The 20,356-nt window shown below is 72.8% G+C and carries 19 protein-coding genes; 9 read left to right on the top strand and 10 right to left on the bottom strand.

What is annotated here, in order from left to right; all coding sequences use genetic code 11:
- Nucleotide 1: 1 nt before the first annotated feature.
- On the bottom strand, nucleotides 2-601 hold the full coding sequence (locus AB0J33_RS01010) for a TetR/AcrR family transcriptional regulator (RefSeq protein WP_030331931.1): 600 nt from the start codon (nucleotides 599-601) through the stop codon (nucleotides 2-4).
- A 106-nt stretch (nucleotides 602-707) separates the two neighbouring features.
- Here AB0J33_RS01010 and AB0J33_RS01005 point away from each other — a divergent pair, with 106 nt between their 5' ends.
- Entirely contained in the window at nucleotides 708-1,943 is a 1,236-nt protein-coding gene (locus AB0J33_RS01005; RefSeq protein WP_363608543.1) for an MFS transporter, read from the top strand.
- 72 nt (nucleotides 1,944-2,015) lie between these two features.
- Here AB0J33_RS01005 and AB0J33_RS01000 read toward each other — a convergent pair whose 3' ends face one another.
- On the bottom strand, nucleotides 2,016-3,173 hold the full coding sequence (locus AB0J33_RS01000; protein WP_363608541.1) for an FAD-dependent oxidoreductase: 1,158 nt from the start codon (nucleotides 3,171-3,173) through the stop codon (nucleotides 2,016-2,018).
- A gap of 111 nt (nucleotides 3,174-3,284) precedes the next feature.
- On the opposite strand from AB0J33_RS01000, the gene AB0J33_RS00995 reads away from it, so the two are divergent.
- The 3 genes from AB0J33_RS00995 (at nucleotide 3,285) to AB0J33_RS00985 (ending at nucleotide 5,675) form a co-directional block, all read left to right on the top strand.
- On the top strand, nucleotides 3,285-3,866 hold the full coding sequence (locus tag AB0J33_RS00995) for a TetR family transcriptional regulator (protein WP_363608539.1): 582 nt from the start codon (nucleotides 3,285-3,287) through the stop codon (nucleotides 3,864-3,866).
- A gap of 70 nt (nucleotides 3,867-3,936) precedes the next feature.
- Nucleotides 3,937-4,485, top strand: a complete 549-nt coding sequence (locus AB0J33_RS00990; protein ID WP_363608537.1) for a SigE family RNA polymerase sigma factor — start codon at nucleotides 3,937-3,939, stop codon at nucleotides 4,483-4,485.
- Entirely contained in the window at nucleotides 4,482-5,675 is a 1,194-nt protein-coding gene (locus tag AB0J33_RS00985; protein ID WP_363608535.1) for a hypothetical protein, read from the top strand. The genes AB0J33_RS00990 and AB0J33_RS00985 overlap by 4 nt, the downstream gene beginning before the upstream one ends.
- Nucleotides 5,676-5,724: 49 nt before the next feature.
- Here the strand turns inward: AB0J33_RS00985 and AB0J33_RS00980 are convergent, their stop codons facing one another.
- From AB0J33_RS00980 to AB0J33_RS00965, 4 genes are all read right to left on the bottom strand, one after another.
- Nucleotides 5,725-6,627: a sulfurtransferase gene (locus tag AB0J33_RS00980; protein WP_363608533.1), complete on the bottom strand. Its 903-nt coding sequence runs from the start codon at nucleotides 6,625-6,627 to the stop codon at nucleotides 5,725-5,727.
- Nucleotides 6,628-6,717: 90 nt separating this feature from the next.
- Nucleotides 6,718-8,007, bottom strand: coding sequence for a hypothetical protein (locus AB0J33_RS00975; protein ID WP_363608531.1), 1,290 nt, complete (start codon nucleotides 8,005-8,007; stop codon nucleotides 6,718-6,720).
- A 184-nt stretch (nucleotides 8,008-8,191) separates the two neighbouring features.
- Complete coding sequence (locus AB0J33_RS00970) at nucleotides 8,192-8,638, bottom strand: hypothetical protein (protein ID WP_363608529.1); 447 nt, start codon at nucleotides 8,636-8,638, stop codon at nucleotides 8,192-8,194.
- 2 nt (nucleotides 8,639-8,640) lie between these two features.
- Nucleotides 8,641-9,408, bottom strand: a complete 768-nt coding sequence (locus AB0J33_RS00965) for an SGNH/GDSL hydrolase family protein (protein ID WP_030331914.1) — start codon at nucleotides 9,406-9,408, stop codon at nucleotides 8,641-8,643.
- Nucleotides 9,409-9,567: 159 nt separating this feature from the next.
- Here AB0J33_RS00965 and AB0J33_RS00960 point away from each other — a divergent pair, with 159 nt between their 5' ends.
- Genes AB0J33_RS00960 through AB0J33_RS00945 form a run of 4 tightly spaced genes read left to right on the top strand, consistent with a single transcriptional unit; the run spans nucleotide 9,568 to nucleotide 12,940 of the window.
- Complete coding sequence (locus tag AB0J33_RS00960) at nucleotides 9,568-11,337, top strand: proline--tRNA ligase (RefSeq protein WP_363608527.1); 1,770 nt, start codon at nucleotides 9,568-9,570, stop codon at nucleotides 11,335-11,337.
- Nucleotides 11,338-11,394: 57 nt separating this feature from the next.
- Nucleotides 11,395-11,820, top strand: coding sequence for a CBS domain-containing protein (locus AB0J33_RS00955; RefSeq protein WP_363608525.1), 426 nt, complete (start codon nucleotides 11,395-11,397; stop codon nucleotides 11,818-11,820).
- Nucleotides 11,821-11,855: 35 nt separating this feature from the next.
- On the top strand, nucleotides 11,856-12,284 hold the full coding sequence (locus tag AB0J33_RS00950) for a SufE family protein (protein ID WP_357601471.1): 429 nt from the start codon (nucleotides 11,856-11,858) through the stop codon (nucleotides 12,282-12,284).
- 20 nt (nucleotides 12,285-12,304) lie between these two features.
- Nucleotides 12,305-12,940, top strand: a complete 636-nt coding sequence (locus AB0J33_RS00945) for a DsbA family oxidoreductase (protein ID WP_363608523.1) — start codon at nucleotides 12,305-12,307, stop codon at nucleotides 12,938-12,940.
- 64 nt (nucleotides 12,941-13,004) lie between these two features.
- On the opposite strand, the gene AB0J33_RS00940 is transcribed toward AB0J33_RS00945, so the two are convergent.
- The 4 genes from AB0J33_RS00940 to AB0J33_RS00925 form a co-directional block, all read right to left on the bottom strand.
- Nucleotides 13,005-13,553, bottom strand: a complete 549-nt coding sequence (locus AB0J33_RS00940) for a YbaK/EbsC family protein (protein ID WP_363608521.1) — start codon at nucleotides 13,551-13,553, stop codon at nucleotides 13,005-13,007.
- A gap of 95 nt (nucleotides 13,554-13,648) precedes the next feature.
- Nucleotides 13,649-13,843, bottom strand: a complete 195-nt coding sequence (locus AB0J33_RS00935; RefSeq protein WP_124776780.1) for a hypothetical protein — start codon at nucleotides 13,841-13,843, stop codon at nucleotides 13,649-13,651.
- A gap of 93 nt (nucleotides 13,844-13,936) precedes the next feature.
- Nucleotides 13,937-15,325, bottom strand: coding sequence for an MFS transporter (locus tag AB0J33_RS00930; RefSeq protein ID WP_363608518.1), 1,389 nt, complete (start codon nucleotides 15,323-15,325; stop codon nucleotides 13,937-13,939).
- A gap of 59 nt (nucleotides 15,326-15,384) precedes the next feature.
- Nucleotides 15,385-15,645: a hypothetical protein gene (locus tag AB0J33_RS00925; RefSeq protein WP_363608516.1), complete on the bottom strand. Its 261-nt coding sequence runs from the start codon at nucleotides 15,643-15,645 to the stop codon at nucleotides 15,385-15,387.
- A gap of 218 nt (nucleotides 15,646-15,863) precedes the next feature.
- On the opposite strand from AB0J33_RS00925, the gene AB0J33_RS00920 reads away from it, so the two are divergent.
- Complete coding sequence (locus AB0J33_RS00920; RefSeq protein WP_363608514.1) at nucleotides 15,864-20,345, top strand: HAD-IC family P-type ATPase; 4,482 nt, start codon at nucleotides 15,864-15,866, stop codon at nucleotides 20,343-20,345.
- Nucleotides 20,346-20,356: the final 11 nt, after the last annotated feature.

Here is a 20,356-nt window from a genome sequence, read left to right as displayed (position 1 = left end):
CTCAGGCGAGCAGCGCGGCCAGGGTCGCGCCGCGCAGCAGCTCGGCGCGACGTCGCCGATCCACCTCACCCCCGAGGAACGGGGTCGAGTTCATCAGGCCGAACGCGGCATGGGCGAGCACCCGTGCCTCACCGTCGGGCATGCCCGGGTGCAGCGCGGTCAGCACGGTCACCCATTCCTCGACGTAGAGCCGTTGCAGGCGGCGGATCCGCCGTCGTGGCTCCTCGGGCAGGCGGTCCAGCTCGTGCAGGTGCAACGCGATCACCGCCGGGTTGGCCAACGCGAACTCGACGTGGAAGTCGATCAGGGACTCCAGCACGCCACGCGGGTCGTCCGAGCGCCCTGCGGCGCGCTCCCGCCCGCCGGCCAGCAACCCCTCGCTCACCGGGATCAGCGCGGCGGCCAGCATCGCCTCCTTGCCGGCGAAGTGGTGGTAGAGCGCCGGACCGGTGACCCCGGCCGCCGCGCCGATGTCGTCCATCGACACGCCGTGGTAGCCGCGCGCCGCGAACAGACCTACCGCGATCTCCAGGATCTCGTCCTTGCGGGACCTGCGCCGGCCCGCGCCCGCCGCACCCCGTGCCTGCTGCTCCACCGTCACCGGGCAAGCGTAGACCGCGAGCTGCCTGCGGTGGAGTGACGGTTGACCTCGTTCCGCACAGTGGCCGCTTGACCCTCGACCCGGTTGAACCGGCACGGTCACCGGCATGACCGCCAACCCTCTCGGCCGGGACTTCCGGCTGCTCTGGTCCGCCGCCGTCTCGTCGCGGTTAGGAGACGCGCTGCGTACGCCGGCGCTGGCCCTGTTGGCCGCGACCGTGACCCGCGATCCCCGGCTCATCGCGGCGGTCACCGTGGCCGGTCAGTTGCCGCCGTTGCTCTTCGGGCTGCTTGGCGGCGTGTACGCGGACCGGTGGGACCGGCGCCGGACGATGGCGTTGGTCGACGGGGTACGCGCGGTCGTGGTCGCGGCCCTCGCCGTGGTTGTCGCGCTCGACCGGATCAGCGTCCTGGCGCTGCTGGTGGCGGCCTTCCTGCTCGCCGCGTTGGGCACGCTCTTCGACTCCGCCTCGTTCGCGCTGCTCCCCGCGCTGGTGCCGCCGGACGCGCTGCCCCGGGCGAACGGTCGACTCCAGGCGGGGTCCGCGGTGGCCGGCGGTTTCCTCGGGGCGCCCGCCGCGGGTGTCCTCTTCGCCGCCGCCCCGGCCGTCCCGTTCGCTGTCGACGCCGTCACCTTCGCCGCGGCCGCCCTGCTCGTGCTGGCTCTCGCTCCGACCTCGGTGGCGTACGCGCGGCCGCGGCCCGGGGTCCGGCGCGGGTCGGTGTGGAGCGAGATCGTCGAGGGACTGCGCTGGCTGCGGGCGCACCGGACCCTGTGGCGGGTCACCCTGCTCGCCGCCGGGAGCAACCTGGCGATCAGCGGGATCATGGCGGTGCTGGTGCTCTACGCGCTGGACGTGTTGCGGGTGCCCCCGGCCGGGTACGGGCTGTTCGCCGCCGCCGCCATCCTCGGGGGCGTGGCGGGGGCCCTCGGGGCGGGGCTGCTCGCCGCCTGGCTCGGCACGGTGCCGGCGCTGCGCGCGGTGCTGGCCGCGCAGACCGTGGCGCTGACCGGCTTCGCGTTGGCTCGGCACCCGGTGCCGGGCGGGATCGCCCTGGCCGTCTTCGCCGCTGGCACGGTGGTGTGGAACAGCCTGTGTGCGTCGTACGGGCAGCGGCACGTGCCGAGCGAACTGCTCGGCCGGGTCGGTGCGGCCCAGCGGATGGTCGGTCTGCTCACCGCGCCGCTCGGGGCGGTGCTCGCCGGGCTGGCCGCCGCGGCGTACGGCACGGTGCCGGTGGCCGGCGCGGCGGCGGTGACGTTCGCGCTGGTCACCCTCGCCGCGTGGCGGGCACTGCGGACGGCCACGTCCGGTGTGCTGAGCCACAGCGACGCGGCCTGACCGGGCGTTCGCTCGCGGTGGGACACGACGCGGCCTAGGCGGGCGTTCGCTCGCGGTGGGAAACGACGCGGCCTAGGCGGACGTGCGCTCGCGGTGGGACAGCCCGGACAGGCGCAGCGCCATCCGCCGACGGACCGGTGGCACGGCGCCGAGCAGTCGGAGCAGCACGTCACGGGCGGGCCGTCCGGCCGGCGGGACGGTGGCCAACCTGGTCAGCCCGGCGGCGAAACTCAACACGTCCTCGGCCATCGGCCGCTGCCGGGTGGTGTAGTCGTCGAGCAGCGCCTCCGAGCCACCGTCGAGCACGTCCGCCACGGCGGTGCCGAGCGCGACCGCGTCGCAGATGCCGAGGTTCATGCCCTGCCCGCCGGCCGGGCTGTGCACGTGCCCGGCGTCACCGGCGAGCAGCACCGGCCCGGCCCGGAAGGTGTCGGCGATCCGGTGATGCACCCGGAACCGGGAGCCCCAGACCACGTCGGTCAACCGGTCGGGTCGTCGCACCGGACCGCGCTCGTCGAGCAGTGCCTGAAGGTAGGCCGCGTCCGGTGCGGCCGGCGCCGTCGCCACGGCGGCGACCAACCGGACCACCCCGCCGGGAAGTGGTGCCCAGACCAGCGGCCCGGAGCGGGCGAGGAAGAGCGCCGCCTCGTCCCGGGGCAGCGCACTGTCGACCCGCACGTCGGCGAGGACGAACGACTCCTCGTCGCTGCCGCCGGTGAAGCCGATGCCGGTCAACTCGCGGACCGTGCTGTGCAGGCCGTCCGCGCCGACCACGAACCGGGCCCGCACCGTCTCCCCGTCGACCTGCGCGAGCACGCCCGCACCGGCGCGACGCAGCCCGGTGAGCCGGCACGGCCGGCGCACCTGGACGCCGAGGTCGGCCAACTTGGCGGCGAGCACGGCCTCGGTGACCGCCTGGGAGACCAGCAGCGCGTAGGGGAAGGGGGACGGCAACTCGTGGAACGGCACCGACAGCAGCACCCGGTCCCGGTCGCGCACGGTGAAGCGCGGCGCCCGCACCGCCTGGGCGATCAGCGGCGTCGCGGCGCCGATCCGGTCCAGCACCTCCAGGGTGTACGCGTGCACGACGGCGGCGCGGGAGGTCACCGGCGGGGCGGCCAAGCGGTCCAGCACGGTCACCTCGACCCCGCGCCGGGCCAGCGTCAGCGCGGCGGTGAGACCGGTGGGGCCGGCGCCCACCACCAGGACGTCGGTGCTCGTGGGCAACATGGCCACCTCCCGGGGGTCGACCCGCGCCAACGGTTGTTGGCAAACGCTTGTTGGCAACGGTAGGCCGGGGGTCGATTGCATGTCAACAAGTGTTGGCCTACGGTCGTTGGCATGACCGCAACCGCCGGCCCCGCCGGAACCCGCCGTTCGGACGCCACCAGAGCGGCGATCCTGCGGGCGGCCCGGGAACGGTTCGCGGCGGACGGCTACGAGCGCGCCACGATCAGGGCCATCGCCGCCGACGCCCAGATCGACCCGTCGATGGTGATGCGCTACTACGGCAGCAAGGAGGGTCTCTTCGCGGCGGCGGCCGAGTTCGACCTGCGGCTGCCCGACCTGGCCTCGGTGCCGCCCGCGCGCCTCGGTGAGGTGCTGGTCCGGCACTTCCTGTCCCGCTGGGAGGGCGACGAGACCCTGGTGGCGCTGCTGCGGGCCGCCAGCACCAATCCCGGTGCGGCCGAGCGGATGCGGGGCATCTTCACCGACCAGCTCACCGCGGCCGTGGCCACGTTCGGCACCGACCCGGCGATGACCGCCCGACGAGCCGGCCTGGTGGCCAGTCAGGTCCTCGGCCTCGCCTTCACCCGTTACATCGTGCGCCTGCCGCCCATGGTGGACGCCGCACCGGAGGAACTGGTCTCCTGGATCGCGCCCACCCTCCAGCGCTATCTGACCGGAACCGCATCGAGCTGACCCAACCTTTTGCCACCTCCCGTGCGTCTGCCAGGTGACGCGCATGCCGCGACGGCCGGGAGGGGGGCGGATGGCGCCGACGAGGGACGACGGACGCGACGGCTACCTCGCCTTCGTGGAGAACCACCAACACCGGCTGCTACGCGCGGCCTACCTGATCTGCGGCAACCGGCACCAGGCCGAAGACCTGCTCCAGGACGCGCTGCTCAAGCTGGCGCTGCGCTGGAACTCGGTCCGGAACGGTGACCCGTCCGCGTACGTGCGGGCCATCCTCTACCGGGACTCCGTGTCGTGGTGGCGACGCCGACGGCGGGAGTGGCTCAGCGCCGCGCCGCCGGACCAGGTGGCCCACGACCGTGACGGCGCGTTACGGCTGACACTGCACGACGCGCTCGGCCTGCTGCCCCCACGGCAGCGGGCCGTGCTGGTGTTGCGCTACTACGAGGACCTGACCGAGGTCGCCACCGCCGAGGCGCTCGGGGTGACCGTCGGCACCGTGAAGAGTCAGTGCCACGCGGCGCTGCGCCGACTTCGCGAAGTCGCCCCGGACCTCGCCCGCGACGCCCGGCCGAGCCGAGGCTCGGCCGACCTGGCCAGCGGCCTGGAGGTGAACCCGTGAACGAGCAGGACCTACGCCGACTGCTGACCGTCAGCGTCGAGGGCGTGCTGCCCAGCCAGCCGGCCAGCGCCGGCTGGGAGCGGGCTCGGCGGACCCGGCGGACCCGGCGGACCGTCGGGGTGGTCGCCCTGGCCGTGGCACTGGTCGGCGGTGGCACGGTGGCGGCGCTCCGACCGTCTGCCGATCCGCCGCTGGTCCCGCCAGTGGGCCCGACGGTGACACCGACCGTCGAATCCACCCACGCGGGTCCGGTGCAGCATCCCCCCACCGAGCTGACCTTCCCGCCCGATCCGTTGGCCCGGCTCGGCGGCCCGGCGACCGTGCCGCTCTCCCAGCGACCGGTCCAGCGGGCCCTGGCGCTGTTCCAGCCGCTGGACGAGGAAAATCGCGCGAACGGCCCGATCCGGGTGCTCGGCAACGACGGCGTGGTGCGCAGTCTCGATGTGGTGACGCCGGCACCCACCCGGGACGCGGGCGGCAACGAGGCGCCCGCGCTGAAACCGGGAGTGCTGTCGCCGGACGGCCGGTCGGCCGCGTTCCCGCAGGCCAAAGAGCTGATCATGGTCGACCTCACCACGGCGACCGTCCGCCGGATACCCCTCGACGGTTACCTGGAGCTGGTGGTGTGGGCGCATGACCGGGTGCTGGTCGGGGGGGACGACCGGACGTACGCGGTGGAGCGGGCCAGCGGGGCGGCCAGCATGTTCGACATGTCGGCCTGGGAGCTGGCCGCACCCGACCCGGACGCCGGGCGGGCGGCACCGCTGATCGAGATGTACGGCGAGCGGGCCAGCCTGGCATTGCGCAGCCGGACCGCCGAGGCGGCGGAGCTGCGCTCCGAACAGCCGATCACCGGCTCCGCGCTGCCCTCGCCCTACCAGGTGAACGAGTTCTACGGCCGGGGCTGGTTGAACGGCGAGCGGTTGGCACGGGCAGCCTGGATCACCAGCGGCGAGATCGACGGCGCCGAGGGGACAGCCGTGCTGGACGCCCGCACCGGCGCCGTGCTCCACCTGCTCGACCTGGGCCGGGATCGCGGCAAGGGCTGTTGCGACGTGCTGGGCTGGGACAACAAGGGCGCGGTACTACTCCGACTGGAACCGGCCGCCCTGGCGCGCTGGCACCCGGAGACCGGCGAGATCACCGGCATCATCCGCGACCTGCACGGCGTGATCGCACTCGCCGACTGACCATCGTCCCCGCGCGACGGTGCACTCCGCGCGGGGACGATCAGGTCGGTCAGGCGGCCAGGCCGCCGGGCTGGTCGCCCTTCACGACGGGTGCCCGGACGAGGTTGCCCCACTCGGTCCACGAGCCGTCGTAGTTGCGCACCTGCGGATAACCCAGCAGGTGACGCAGCACGAACCAGGTGTGGCTGGACCGCTCGCCGATCCGGCAGTACGCGATCACGTCGTCGTCCGGACTCAGCCCGAGCTGGTCGGCGTAGATCGCCTTCAACTCGTCGGCGGACTTGAACGTGCCGTCCTCGTTCGCGGCGGACTTCCACGGCTTGCTGACCGCGCCCGGAATGTGCCCGCCACGCAGCGCGCCCTCCTGCGGGTAGTCCGGCATGTGCAGCATCTCGCCGGTGTACTCACCCGGCGACCGGACGTCGACAAGCGGTCGGGCCGAGGCGACGTGTGCCATGACCTGTTCGCGGAAGGCCCGCAGCGGCGCGTCGTCGCGTAGCGGCACCGGATAGTCGGCGCGCGGTCGAGCCGGCTTGTCCCGGGTCACCTCGCGTCCCTCCGCGATCCACTTCTGCCGGCCGCCGTCGAGCAGTCGCACGTCGGCGTGGCCGAAGAGCGAGAAGACCCAGAGGGCGTACGCGGCCCACCAGTTGAAGTTGTCGCCGTAGAAGACGACGGTATCGCCCCGGCCGATGCCCTTCGCGGCACAAAGCTCGGCGAAGCTCTTGGCGTCCAGGTAGTCCCGGGTCACCTGATCGTTCAGCTCCAGGTGCCAGTCGACCTTGACGGCACCGGGGATGTGACCGGATTCGTAGAGCAGCACGTCCTCGTCGGACTCAACGACGACGAGGCCCTCGTCGCCCAGATGCTGGGCCAGCCACTCGGTGGTGACCAGCCGCTGCGGGTCCGCGTACGACTGGAGGCGGGGATCGGGATCGTTCGGCACAGACATGATCCCCAAGGTACGCCGGATCGCCCTCTGCGACCGCTGTAACGGGACCGGCCCACCACCCGCCTGGATGGTGGGCCGGTCGACAGGCGTTTACCGATCGCTTGCCGGGTTGCTCGACGGAGGGTTGCCGACGAAGAAGGTGAAGGACGCCGCGTCCGACTGGGTGCCGTTCCGGTCGATGCTCCAGACGGTGAGCGAGGTCAGGCCCGCCTTGGTCGGCGTCCAGGTCACCGACGCGGTGCCGTCGGCCGCTGCGCCAACGGTGCTGGTCACCGCACCGAAGCGATAGCGGTAGCTGACCACGTCAGGCTGGCGCGGGGTGAAGGTGAAGACTCCGGGCACGCCTGGCGCTCCACTGGTGCCGCCCTGCTGGTAGACCGTCGCGGAGACTTTCGGGGCTGTGGTCAACTGGAAGTTGCTCGCCGCGGTCGCGGTCACTCCGTCAGCGGTGACGCTGGTCACGGAGAGCGCTCGGTTGCCGCCCCGGGTCGCGGTGACGGTCAGCGTGGCGCTGCCGTCGGCCGCTGCGTCGACCATCTGCTCCGGGTCGCCGTCGAGCTGGAAGCGGTAGCGGACCACCCCCTCCATGCCGGCCTGAACGGTGAACGTGGTCGGCACGCCGATCTCGGTGAGCCGGCCGGTGATGATCGGCGCGACGTCGCTGGCCCGGAACTCGTACCGCGCCTCGGGTGACCTGTTGCCGGCCGCGTCGAGGCTCCAGACCACGAGGGTGCGGGGTCCCGCCTTCGGGCGGAGCGTGATCGTGGCCGAGCCACCAGGCCGGTCCGCCGACACCGTCTCGGCCAGGGCGCCGTCCAACTGGTAGCGGAAGCCGACCGCGTCCGGCGTAGCCGCAGCGTCGAAGGTGAACTGACCGGGTAGCGCCGGGTGCCAGCCCTCGGTGGGGAAGTCGGTGGAGGAGACGACCGGCGCGACCGCCGGTCCCTCGAAGTCGGTCCGGAGGTAGCAGAGGCCGCTCCACTCGCCGGTGGCCTGGCTGTCGGCTGCCCGCACCTGCCAGGCGTACACCCGGTCGTGGGTGAGGATCTCGCGTTCGAAGAGCCCGCTCTCCCGGTCGCCGTCCCGACCGTAGTACCCGAACCGCTCGATCCGGGCCGTCGGTTCGTCGACCGGCCAGAGCGCGAAGGTAGCGGTCAACCGGTCGGTGAAACCATTCACGTCGATGTCCGAGTCGTGCAGGACGGCGGAGAGCGTCAGGTCGTCGTTCTGCCACAACTGGTACGGCTCGACCGTCGTGCACGGCGTACCGGAGGTTTGCAACTCTGTCGGCACGCCTGGCGGGTCGTTGTCACCGTTCGCCGCGGCCGGCGCGGTTGTGAGCGTGAGCGCCCCGGCGGCGACCGCCACGGAAAGCCCCACGGCCAACAGTGCCCGTAGCGGTCTTGCGGATGTCGTCGTGCCCGGTATGAGGGTCATCCCTCATCCACCTTTCCCCGATGTCCCCGCCTTCCGATCAACGGGGGCAGCGGATGCTATCGGGGCGGGCGGACATCGGGCGACCCCGATTCGGTCCGCCACTCCAAAGTGGATGTCCGGGCCCTGGTCAGGCGCGGCGGTGGGCGATCCGACCGGCGAGCACGGTCACCAGACAGGCGCCGTCGACCCCGTGCACCGCGAGGTCGGCCCGCCCACCCGGACGCAGCGTCGGCGGCACGGCGGTGGGCAGCACCAGCAGGTCGCTCCGCTCGACGGCGGCCCGCAGCGCCGGGTCGGCCAGGTGTTCGGCCAGCACCGCGGTCACCCCGGTACGCAGCAGCGCGTGCACCCGCTCGCGCGGGGTCGGCGCGGACGGGAACGGCCGGTCGTGCAGCAGACCCGGCCCCAGCGTGCCGGGCCAGCGGCGAACCCGCGCGCCCGGGTACGCCGACGTCAGCTCGGCCAGCGGGCCGACGGCCTCGATCCGGTCGCCGTTGACCAGCACGGCGTGCTCCGGCACCGGCTCGCCGTCCCGGTCGCGGCGCAGTAGTGCCGCGGTGTGCAGGGTGAGCACGCTCAGTCGACGAGCGGGCCGAGTTGCGGGCGCTTCGCCGTCACCGTGTCGCCGGACGACCGGCCGGTCAACCGTCGCTTCACCCAGGGGGCTAGGTGCTGACCGGCCCACCGCAGGTCGGCGGCTCGGGCGGCCAGCCACGGCGACGGTGCCGGGTGCGGCGGGACCATCAGCCACTCCTCGTCGCAGCCGACGCCGAGGGCGTTCAACACCTGCCCGGCGACCCGCCGGTGGCCGGCCGGGGAGAGATGCAACCGGTCGGTGCTCCAGAGCATCGGGTTGAGGAAGGTGTCGTCGGCGTACAGGTCGACCATGATCGCGCCGTGCCGCTCGGCGGTCTCACCGACCGCCTGGTTTAGCAGCTGCACCCGGGGAGCGACGAGACGCTGACCGGGCAGTCGTGCCATCACGTCCGCGAACCGGAACAGGAGCACGTCCGCGCCGCCCGAGCGCAGTTGCCGGACCACCTCGTCGAAGCGGGCGACCAGCGTGTCCGGGTCGAAGGTGCGCCGCAGCACGTCGTTGCCACCGGCCGCGAAGCTGATCAGATCCGGCTTCATCGCCACGGCGGAGGGCACCTGCTCGGCGACCACGCTGGGAAAGAGTCGGCCCCGGATGGCCAGGTTCGCGTACCGGAAGTCGGGGCCCGCCTCGGCGGCTAGCCGGGTCGCCACCAGGTCCGCCCAGCCTCGGTAGGTGCCGTCCGGGTACGCGTCGTCCATGCCCTCGGTGAAGCTGTCCCCGACCGCGACAAAACTGCGCCAGCGCACCCGCGCCTCCCTCACGCCACCCGTTGCCTGCGGCGACCAGTCTGTCACCGGGAACCCGGCCGGCACCGCCCCGAACTGCGGACGTGGCGGAGGTCATGGCGCCGGCACCGCGACGAATAGGCTCGCTCCGCCAGTCGGCGCAGCTCTAGGCTTCGCCCCATGCTGCTACGCATGTCGACCCTGTTGCTGCGGACCCTGCGCGAGGATCCGGCCGACGCGGAGGTGCCGAGTCATCGGCTGCTGCTGCGCGCAGGCTACATCCGTCGCGCCGCACCGGGCGGCTACACCTGGCTGCCGCTGGGCAAGCTGGTGCTGGATCGGATCACCGAGGTGGTGCACCGCGAGCTGGTCGCGATCGGCGACCAGGAGGTGCACTTCCCGGCGCTGCTGCCCGCCGAGCCGTACCGCACGAGCGGTCGGTGGACGGAGTACGGCGACGACATCTTCACCCTCGCCGACCGGCGCGGCGCCGAGCACCTGTTGGCGCCCACCCACGAGGAGATGGCGGCGCTGCTGGTCAAGGACCTGTTCACCTCGTACCGGGACTTTCCGGTGACGCTGTTCCAGGTGCAGACCAAGTTCCGCGACGAGGCGCGACCGCGTGCCGGGCTGCTGCGCGGCCGGGAGTTCCTGATGAAGGACGCGTACTCCTTCGACCTGGACGAGGCGGGTCTGCGGGACGCGTACGCCCGGCACCGCGCCGCGTACCAGCGGATCTTCGACCGGCTGGGCCTGGAGTACACGGTGGTGCACGCCATGTCGGGCGCGATGGGCGGCTCCGCGTCGGAGGAGTTCCTGGCCGCGACACCGGTCGGTGAGGACACCTTCGTCGGCTGCACCGCCTGCGACTTCGCGGCGAACACCGAGGCCGTGGTCACCCGGGCGCCCGCCGCCAGCGATCCCACCACCCGGCCCGAGACGCGGGTGCACGACACCCCCGAGACCCCGACCATCGCCAGCCTGGTCGAGCTGGCGAACAGCCGCCGACTCGGGGACCGCGATGACTGGACCGCCGCCGACACCCTGAAGAACGTCGTCCTGACGATCCGTCAGCCCGGCGCCGAACGCGCCGAACCCCTGGTGGTCGGGCTGCCCGGTGACCGGGAGGTCGACCTGAAGCGGGTCGCCGCCGCGCTGGAGCCGGCCCAGGTGGCCGTCTTCGACGAGTGGGCCGCGTATCCGGAGCTGGTACGCGGCTACCTCGGGCCGCAGGTGCTCGACAAGCTGGGCATCCGCTACCTGGTCGATCCCCGGGTGGTGGCCGGGTCGGCCTGGCTGACCGGGGCGAACGAGCCGGGCCGGCACGCCACCGACGTGGTCTGCGGGCGGGACTTCACGCCCGACGGCACGATCGAGGCGGCCGAGGTGCGCGCCGGTGATCCCTGCCCCGACTGCGCGGCGGGTGAGCTGACCATCCGGCGGGGCATCGAGATCGGGCACATCTTCCAGCTCGGTCGCCGGTACACCGATGCGTTCACGGTCGACGTGCTCGGCCCGGACGGCAAGCCGGTGCGGCCCACCATGGGCTGCTACGGCATCGGAATCTCCCGGGCGGTCGCGGCCGTCGCCGAGCAGCACCACGACGACCGGGGGCTGGTCTGGCCGCCGGCGATCGCGCCGTGTGACGTACACCTGGTGGTCGCGGGCAAGGGCCCGCAGCTCGACGCGGCGCTCGACCTCGGCGGGCGTCTCGCCGCCGCCGGCCTGCGGGTGCTCGTCGACGACCGCACGCACGTCTCGGCCGGGGTCAAGTTCACCGATGCCGAGCTTATCGGCATCCCCCGGGCCGTCGTGGTCGGCCGCCGACTCGGCGACGGGTACGTCGAGTTGCGCGAGCGGGCCGGCGACGTGCGCTCCGAGGTCCCGCTGGACGGCCTGGTCGATCGACTCGTCCACGAGGTACGCCAGGTACGTGCGAACCTGGTGTAGCTGGGGCGTCACGGGGTAGTGCAGTCGGATCGGGTGGATACGTCTTCGGAGGCTCTCATGACCGGTTACCGGGTCAGCGACGTGATGACCAAGCAGGTGGTGTACCTGCCGGCGGAGACCACCCTGGACGAGGCGGCCAGGGTGATGAAGGAGGCGGACATCGGTGACGTGGTGGTCACCGATGGGGCCAGTCTCGCCGGCATGCTCACCGACCGGGACATCGTGGTGCGGGCCGTGGCGGAGAACAGCTCCCCAGCGGCGACCACCATCGGCTCGATCGTCACCCGCGAGGTCGTGATGATCGAGCAACACTGCACGGCAAGTGAGGCGGCGTCGCTCATGCGGGACCGGGGCATTCGGCGCGTGCTGGTGTGTGACAGCGAACGCAAGCTGGTGGGCATCGTCTCGCTCGGCGACCTGGCCATGCAGCTCGATCCGACGAGCGCGCTCAGTGAGATCAGCGAGCAGTCGCCCACCGTCTGACCGGAGCTTCCGCACGACGGCGGTAGCCTCGACGCATGGCTGACATGCCGGCCCGACTGGCCGAGATCGTCGACGAGTTCGCCGCCGCGCCGCGCGACCTGGTGCTGGAGATGCTCCTGGAGTACGCCGACGTCATCCCGGCGCTGCCCGAGGGTGCCGCGGAGCGCGAAGGCATGGAGCAGGTGCCCGAGTGTCAGACGGCGTTCTTCCTGCGCGCCCGGGTGACCCCGGAGGGCACCGTGGAGACGCTCTTCGACTGCCCGCCGGAGGCGCCCACCACCCGGGCGTTCGCCGGAATCCTCGCCGAGGGGCTGGCCGGCGCGAGCGCCGAGCAGGTGCTGGCCGTGCCGGACGACCTCTACCAGCGGATGGGGCTGGCGCAGGCGATCAGCCCGCTGCGGGTGCGCGGCGGCACGGCGATCCTGGGCCGGCTGAAGCGGCAGATCCGGGAACAACTCGACTGACCGCGAGGTTGCCACCGGTCATGGAGATCGAGATCTACGCGGACGTCATCTGCCCGTGGTGCTACATCGGCAAGCGCCGACTGGATGAGGCCCTCGCCGGTTACGAGGGCGAGGTGACGGTCCGCTACCGACCGTTCCAGCTCGACCCGTCGCCGGTGCCGCAGCCCCTTCCGCTGGTGGAGGCGTTGGCCGGCAAGTTCGGTGGTCCGCAGCGCGCCCGGCAGATGGTCGACCACGTGACCCAGGTCGCGGCGGCCGACGGCCTGCACCTGGACTACGACCACGCGGTGATCGCCAACACCTTCGACGCGCACCGACTGGTCTCCTGGGCCACCGACCAGGGCCGGGCGGCCGAGATGGTGGAGGCCCTCTACCAGGCGCACTTCAACCGCGGGATCGACGTCGGATCGCGGGAGGCGCTGGCCGCCCTGGCCGGCGAGATCGGCCTGGACGCGGCCGACGCGCGCCGGTTCCTCGACTCCGACGAGCGCGTCCCCGACGTCGCAGCCAATCTGGCCGCCGCCCGGGACCTGGGCATCACCAGTGTGCCGACCTTCGTGCTCGCCGGGAAGTACGCGGTCTCCGGCGCCCAGGAGGTGCAGACGTTGCTCGCCGCACTCGCCGAGGTCGAGCAGCGCGAGGCCGCCACGCGCTGACGAATTGCCCACCCATCGATGATCACGATGTTTCACGTGCAACAACATCGATGTCGGTGCCTGGTCAGGCCGGCCTGGCCAGCCCTTCCACCACCTGCGCGCCGGGCAGCGCGCCCAACGCCGGGCCCGGCAGCGCGATCTTGCTGTGCCGTACGCCGGACCCGACGATCACGTGCGGGGTGGCGATGACCCGCGCGTCGACCAGGATCGGCCACTGCGCCGGCAGCCCGATCGGGGTGATGCCGCCGTACTCCATTCCGGTCAGCGCGACCGCGTCGGCCATCGGGGCGAAGCTCGCCTTGCGGACGTCCAGCGCCCGGCGGGCCACCCCGTTCACGTCGGCCCGGGTGGTGGCCAGCACGATGCAGGCGGCGTAACGAACCACCCCCTCGCGCTTGCCCGCCACCACGACACAGTTGGCCGACACGTCCAGCCCCACCTCGTACGCCGCGCAGAACGCCGCGGTGTCGGCGAGGTCAGCGTCGATCGGCGCGACCAGCACGTCGTTGACGTCCACCGGCGCGTCGGCCGGCCACTGCGCGATGGCCTCCGCGACCGGCGGGGCGAGCAGATCCAGGCGGGTGCGGGCCGGTTCGGTCTTCAGCGTTCCCATCACGGGTGCGATCCTCGCATCCGGGGCGCCGAACCGCCCGGCGGCTCCCCGGCCGCCCGGTGCCGCCACCGGTCGCGGCCGGATCGATCCGGCGCTCAACTGCCGGCGAGGAAAGCGTTGTCGCGCATGAAGGAGCGGTCGCGGGCGGCGGCCAACTCCTCTTCACGCTGGGCCTTGGCCCGTTGCAGCTCCAGATCCTCGAACGCGTGCCGGACACCCAGCCGGATCACGCCGTAGAGGAAGACGAAGCCGAAGACGTAGAGGATCACCGTGGTGACGACAACGAACATGGCGTCACGGTAAGGCGAACGTGAACCGGTGTTGCTCTCATTTCCGGCCGGTTCCCCCGTACGTGGTTGCGGACGCCTCGGGCCGCGGAGGGATCATCCGCCCGGTCTGATGTCCCCGCCGACCACGACACGACCGGCCAGCAACGCCCCGAGCAACGCCAGTCCCCCGGTCACCACGAGGGTCGTCGTGTAACTGGCCGGGCCCGGCGCACTCCCGGCCGCCAACACCGCCCCGGTCAGCGCCAGCACGGTCGCCGCGAAGAGCGAGTCGCTCAGTTGCAGCGACGAGCTGTTGCGGCCCTGCTCGCCCGGGGCGGACAACTCCAGGGTGAGCACCGACAACGACGGATAGAGCAGCCCCATGCCGAGACCGGCAGCCGCCCAACCGGCCACGGCGACGGTCACCGGCAGTTCCGGATGGACGGCCAGCGCCACCGTGACGGTGCCGACCGTGATGCAAATCAGCCCGGCGCGCGGCAGGCTGGCCCGCGACGCCGGCACCGGAATGCGCCCCTGCAACCAGGAGCCCGCCGACCACGCCAACGCACCGACCGTGAGGACCAACCCGGCCGCGGTCGGCGACAGGCCCCGCTCCCGGGAGAGCATCAACGGAATGACCACCTCGGCGCCGACGAAGGCCGCCGACGCCAGCCCACGCAGCCCGACGACGGTGGGCAGACCTCGCGCGGCCCGGAGAAAGCCCGCCGGGAGCAGGCGCGGGGCACAGACCAGCAGGCCGATCACGGCGAGCGCGACCAGCACCAGGGCCGTGGCGCCGCGCTGCTGACCCCCGATGTGCAGCAGCGCGGCGCTCACCGCCGCCCCGCATGCCCAGCCGATCCGCGCCGCCGCACCGGCCGGTGGGCTGGTCACCGCGCTGCGACCGAGCGACCGCAGGCCGGGATGGATCAGCAGCACGGCCGGCACGGCCACCGCCGGCACCGCCAGGAAGACCCACCGCCAGCCCAGGTACTGCACGATCAGCCCGGCGACCGCCGGCCCGACCAACGACGGTACGACCCACGCCGCCGCGAACGCCGCGAAGATCCGCCGGTGCAGTTCCTGCGGGTACGCGTGCCCGACGATCACGTAGAGCGCCACCGAGAGCAGCCCGGAACCGAAACCCTGCACGACCCGCCCGACGACCAGCACGCTCATCACCGGGGCGGTCCCGGCGATCAGCAACCCGACCACGAACCAGACCACGCCGTGCCACATCGGCCCACGAGGACCCCGCGCGTCGCACCAGATGCCGGAGACCACCATGGCCAGCACACCGGTGGCGAACGGGCCACCGAACGCGATCCCGTACAGCGCCAGCCCGTCCAGGCTGCGGGCGACGGTCGGCATCGCCGTACCGACCGCCAACGCCTCGAACGCGAGCAGTGAGATCAACGCGACACTGCCCACCGTCATCGCGCGCAGCCGAGGTGCGAACAGCCCCGGTGTGGTCGGTACGGCGGTGACGGCTGTGCTCGGCATGGACCGAGCATGCGACCTCAACCCTGATTCATGTCAAACGTCCGGTGAACCGGCTCTCATCAGGCGTTCTCCAGCGACTCCCCGACACCGCGTACCAGACCGGAAAAATGTTGGTCCGCCAGCAGGTGGCCGGCGGTGATCACCACCGCGATCGGCCATTCGATGACCTGTAGCGCCGCGAGCATCCCGAGCCCCGCGTAGTAGGCGACCTTGTCCGGGGGCGGCACCGCCACCTCGCCCAGCATCGGCAACTCGACCCGTCGGCTGTACATCCGGATGTTCTCCCGCGAACCGTTGAGATGTCGCGTCAACGTGCTCATGCCGGCCTCCCCATGTCCGGTGATGGTCGTCGGATTCCACGGCCCATCCCGTCCATGCGCCAGCGGTGGCAGAAAATTCCGCCACTCGGGGGGCATAACGGATGGCAGGTCGGGAAGCCAGGCCGCCGGACGCGAGCGCGGTGGGAGGACGAAATGGTCAAGGTCAGGACCAGCGGCACGAGGGAGCCGGGCCGGCGTCCGTTCAGCCGTACGCCTCGATGACGGCGGCGGGTCGCGCTGCCGGCCGCTTCCTGCCGTCCTTCGGCGTGCCGCACCTGGTCGGCGAGGCGTCTCGGACGGTCAGCTCGGCCGCGACCCGGCTGGCCCGGACTGCCGGGCTGACGCGGCGTCGGGTCTGGTCCCGGCCGGGCCGGCACCACATCGAAGTGCACGGTGTCTGCCAGGACGGCGGGAACCGGCTGGCCCGGCAGGTGGAGGGCGCGCTGGAGCGAATTCCCGGCGTTGTCTGGGCACGGGTCAACGCACCCTCCGGCCGGGTGGTGGTCGCCGTCCAGGCCCCCGAGCCGGCGCTGCGCGACCTGATCGCCACTATCGACCGGATCGAGCGGACCTGCGACCACGAACCCGACCCGGAGATTCCACCACCGCACCCGCCGGAGGAAGGGCCGCGAACCCCGCGAACCCTCGGCGCGCTCGCCTCCGACGCGCTGGGCCTGACGATCTCGGCGGCCACCCGGGTCCTACCGTTCGCGCCGCTGCCCGGCGAGGTGGCCGGCCTGCTCTCCGCGGTGGACCTCCAACCCAAGCTGCACCAGTTCATCGGCAAACGGCTGCGCTCCGACCCACGCGCCGACATCCTGTTTCCGCTGGCCGAGGCGGTGGTGCAGGGCTTGACCGGGCGCTGGACGGGAATCGTCCTGGACGGTGCGCAGCGGGTGGTGCAGTGGGGTGAGGCGCGGGCCCAACTCTCCGCCTGGGAGCGGGCCGAGCCGCGACTGACCGGCGACGCGGAACGCGCGAGCGCCCGGTGGCCGGTGATCGAACGTCCCCGGCCGAAGCCGGACGGCCCGGTCGAGCGGTACATCAACCGGATGCTCGCCGCCGGCACGGCCGCCGGCGCGGCGGCGGTGCCGTTCGCCGGGCCGAAGCGGGCCGCCGCGCTGGGCCTGTCCACGCTGCCCAAGGCGCCCGGCAGTGGCCGCGAGGGGTACGCGGCCCAGCTCGGCCGGATGCTGGCCCGACGCGGGGTCATCGCGATGGACGGAAGCGTGCTGCGCGAACTGGACCGGATCGACACCCTCGTGCTCGACGCGGCGGTGCTCGGCTCGGATCGGGGCGTACTGGCCGATCTGGCGCCGGCGCCCGGAGCGGACGTCGACCAGGTGGCCGAGCGGGCGTTCGCCTTGTTCGACCCGGACGACCCGGCCGGCACCCGCGCCGCCGACGGCTGGCAGCTGGGGCCGCTGGACCGGATGCCCGCGAACGACCCGGACGCCGTCCCGGACGCCGCCCGGCTGCGCTCCGGCAACGGCCAGCTCCTCGGTCTCGCCCACGGCGACCGGCTCGCCGCACTGTTGCGGGTCGAGCCGGAACCCGCGCCCGGCGTCGACGGCCTGCCGTCCGCCGCCCGACACGCCGGCCTGCGGCTGGTCGTCGCGGGCGGTGACGAACAGCGGTACGGCTTCGCCGACGCGATGCTGCCCGGTGGGGACCAGTTGACCGAGTCGGTACGCACGTTGCAGCGCGACGGCGCGGTGGTGATGCTGGTTTCGGCGAATCGTCAGGCACTCGGCGCGTCCGACTGTGGTCTCGGGTTCGCCGCACCGGAGGAGCTGCCGCCGTGGGGCGCGCACCTGCTGGTCGGTGCCGACCTTCGGGTCGTGGCGCTGGTGATCGAGGCGACCGGGGTGGCCCGACGGACGGCCCAGCAGAACATCCGGCTGGCCATGGCCGGCACCGGCCTCGGGGCGCTGGGCGCGTTCACCGCCCCACCCACCCAACTGCCGCACCGGGCGCTCGTCGCGGTCAACGGCGCGGCCGGGTTGGCCTTCGCGAACGGGGTGTGGCAGGCCCGCCGGTTGCACGACCAGTCGGACACCCCGGCGCCCGTGACGACCGCCTGGCACCTGATGCCCGTCGGCACCGTACTCGACCACCTGCGTTCCACCCCGGAGGGTCTGACCAACGCCGAAGCGCAGCGCCGGCAGCACGGCTCCGGTGGTGACGGCCGTACCGCTCCCGGGGGTGGTGGCCTGCTGCGTGCCTTCGTGGACGAGCTGTCCAACCCGCTCACCCCGGTGTTGGCCGCCGGGGCGGTGCTCTCCGCGTCGTTCGGCTCGTTGGTCGACGCCGCGCTGGTGGGCAGCGTGGTCGGTGGGTCCGCCCTGATCGGGGCGGTGCACGAACGCAACACGGAACGGTCGCTGGCGGAGCTGCTGTCCCGGTCCGCGGTGACCGCGCGGGTCCGTCGGGACGGCGCCGAGCAGGTGCTCGCCGCCGAAGACCTGGTCCTCGGGGACGTCATCGCCCTCGAACCGGGCGACTCGGTGCCCGCCGACTGCCGGGTGCTCGAATCGGTGGGTCTGGAGGCCGACGAGTCGTCGCTGACCGGCGAGTCCCTGCCGGTCGGCAAGTCCAACCGGCCGGTGGTCGCCGCCGCCATCGCCGACCGACACTCGATGCTCTACGAGGGCACCACCGTCGCCGCCGGGCACGGCACCGCCGTGGTGGTGGCGACCGGCAACGACACCGAGGCCGGGCGCAGCCTGGCACTGGTGCGGCAGGCGCCACCGACGAGCGGCGTGGAGGCCCGACTCGGCTCGTTGACCAGCGCCGCCATCCCGTTGGCGGCCGGTTCGGCGGTGGCGGTGGCCGGTGCGGGCCTGCTTCGGGGCGTACCCCTGGCCGAAACGGCGGCGACCGCCGCGAACCTCGCCGTGGCGTCGGTGCCGGAGGGGCTGCCGTTCCTGGTCAGCGCGGCGCAGCTGGCCGCCGCCCGGCGGCTGGCCGAGCACGGCGCGTTGGTCCGCAACCCGCGCACCATCGAGGCGTTGGGTCGGGTGGACGTGCTCTGCTTCGACAAGACCGGCACCCTCACCGAGGGCCAGTTGCTGCTGGCCGGGGTCGGCGACAGCGTCGGCGACCGGTACGCCCCGCTGGACCGGCTGGACGATCGACTCCGGATGACGCTGGCTGCCGCGCTGCGGGCCACTCCCGCCGCCAAGAACCCGGAGGAGTTGGCGTTGCAGACCGACCGGGCGGTCCGGCGGGGTGCCGGCGAGGCCGGGGTGGTGGAGCAGACCGGTGCCGCCGGTTGGCGGGCCGCCGGGGGGCTGCCGTTCGAGCCGTCCCGCGGCTACCACGCGAGCGTCGGGCAGACCGACGGTCACCTGCTGTTGAGCGTCAAGGGTGCGCCGGAGACGGTGCTGCCGCGCTGTTCGTCCCGGCGCCTCGACGGTCGCCAGGAGCCGCTTGACGACGCCGGCCGCGCTGAGCTGGAGCGGATGCTCGCCGACCGCGCCGGCGCGGGAAACCGGATCCTGGCCGTCGCCGAGTGCCAGGTGAACGACCCGAAGGTGACCGACTCGGACGTGCGAGGGCTGACCTTCGTGGGTTTCCTGGCCCTCGCGGACGGGGTCCGGGAGAGCGCCGCCCCCGCGGTACGCAGGATCCGGCAGGCCGGCGTGCACACCATCATGATCACCGGGGATCATCCGGCCACCGCCGAGGCGATCGCGAGCACCATCAGCGAACACGACGAACAGCGGGTGGTCACCGCCGGGGAACTCGACCAGTTGGACGACGACGCGCTCGCCGAGCGGTTGGCCAACACCGACGTGGTGGCCCGCTGCACCCCGGCACACAAGGTGCGGATCATCCAGGCGTTGCAGAAGTGCGGGCGGACGGTGGCGATGACCGGTGACGGTGCCAACGACGCCCCGGCGATCCGGCTGGCCGATGTCGGCATCGCCCTCGGTCAACGTGGCACCCCGGCCGCCCGTGCCGCAGCCGACCTGGTGGTCACCGACGACCGGTTGGAGACCATCATCGCGACCCTGGTCGAAGGTCGGGCGATGTGGTCGTCGGTACGCCACGCCCTCAGCATCCTGGTGGGCGGCAACCTCGGCGAGATCGCGTTCAGTGTGCTCACCGCCGCGGCGACCGGCCGCTCCGCGCTCACCGGGCGACAACTGCTGCTGGTCAACCTGCTCACCGACCTGGCACCGGCCCTGGCCATCGCGGTCCGCCCACCCGCTGCGGACCGCACCGACGGGTTGCTCCGGGAGGGCCCGGACGCGGCGCTCGGTGAGAGCCTCACCAGGGAGATCGGGTTGCGGGCGGCAGCCACCACGCTGGGTGCGACCACGGGCTGGACGTTGGCCCGCTACACCGGACGTCGTCAGCGGGCCGGAACGGTCGCCCTGGTCTCCCTGGTCGGCACCCAGCTCGGGCAGACCATCCTGGCCGGCGGCACCAGCCCGGCGGTGTTGGCGTCCACGGCGGCGTCACTGGGGGTGCTCGTCGTGGTGGTGCAGACGCCGGGGGTGAGTCAGTTCTTCGGCTGTACCCCGCTCGGGCCGGTCGGCTGGACCATCGGGGCCGGGTCGGCGCTCGGCGCGACCTTCGCCAACGGCGCGCTCACCAAGCTGATGGAACACCTTCCAGAGGCCCGCCCCGATCGCAGCGGTTCGGACGCCGATTCGGCGCAGCCTGCGAAGGACGGTGGATCCGAGGGCTGAGTCGGCTGTTC

This window comes from Micromonospora sp. NPDC049645 (genome assembly GCF_040675155.1).
Taxonomy (GTDB): domain Bacteria; phylum Actinomycetota; class Actinomycetes; order Mycobacteriales; family Micromonosporaceae; genus Micromonospora.
This window is presented reverse-complemented; position numbering and strand designations above follow the sequence as displayed.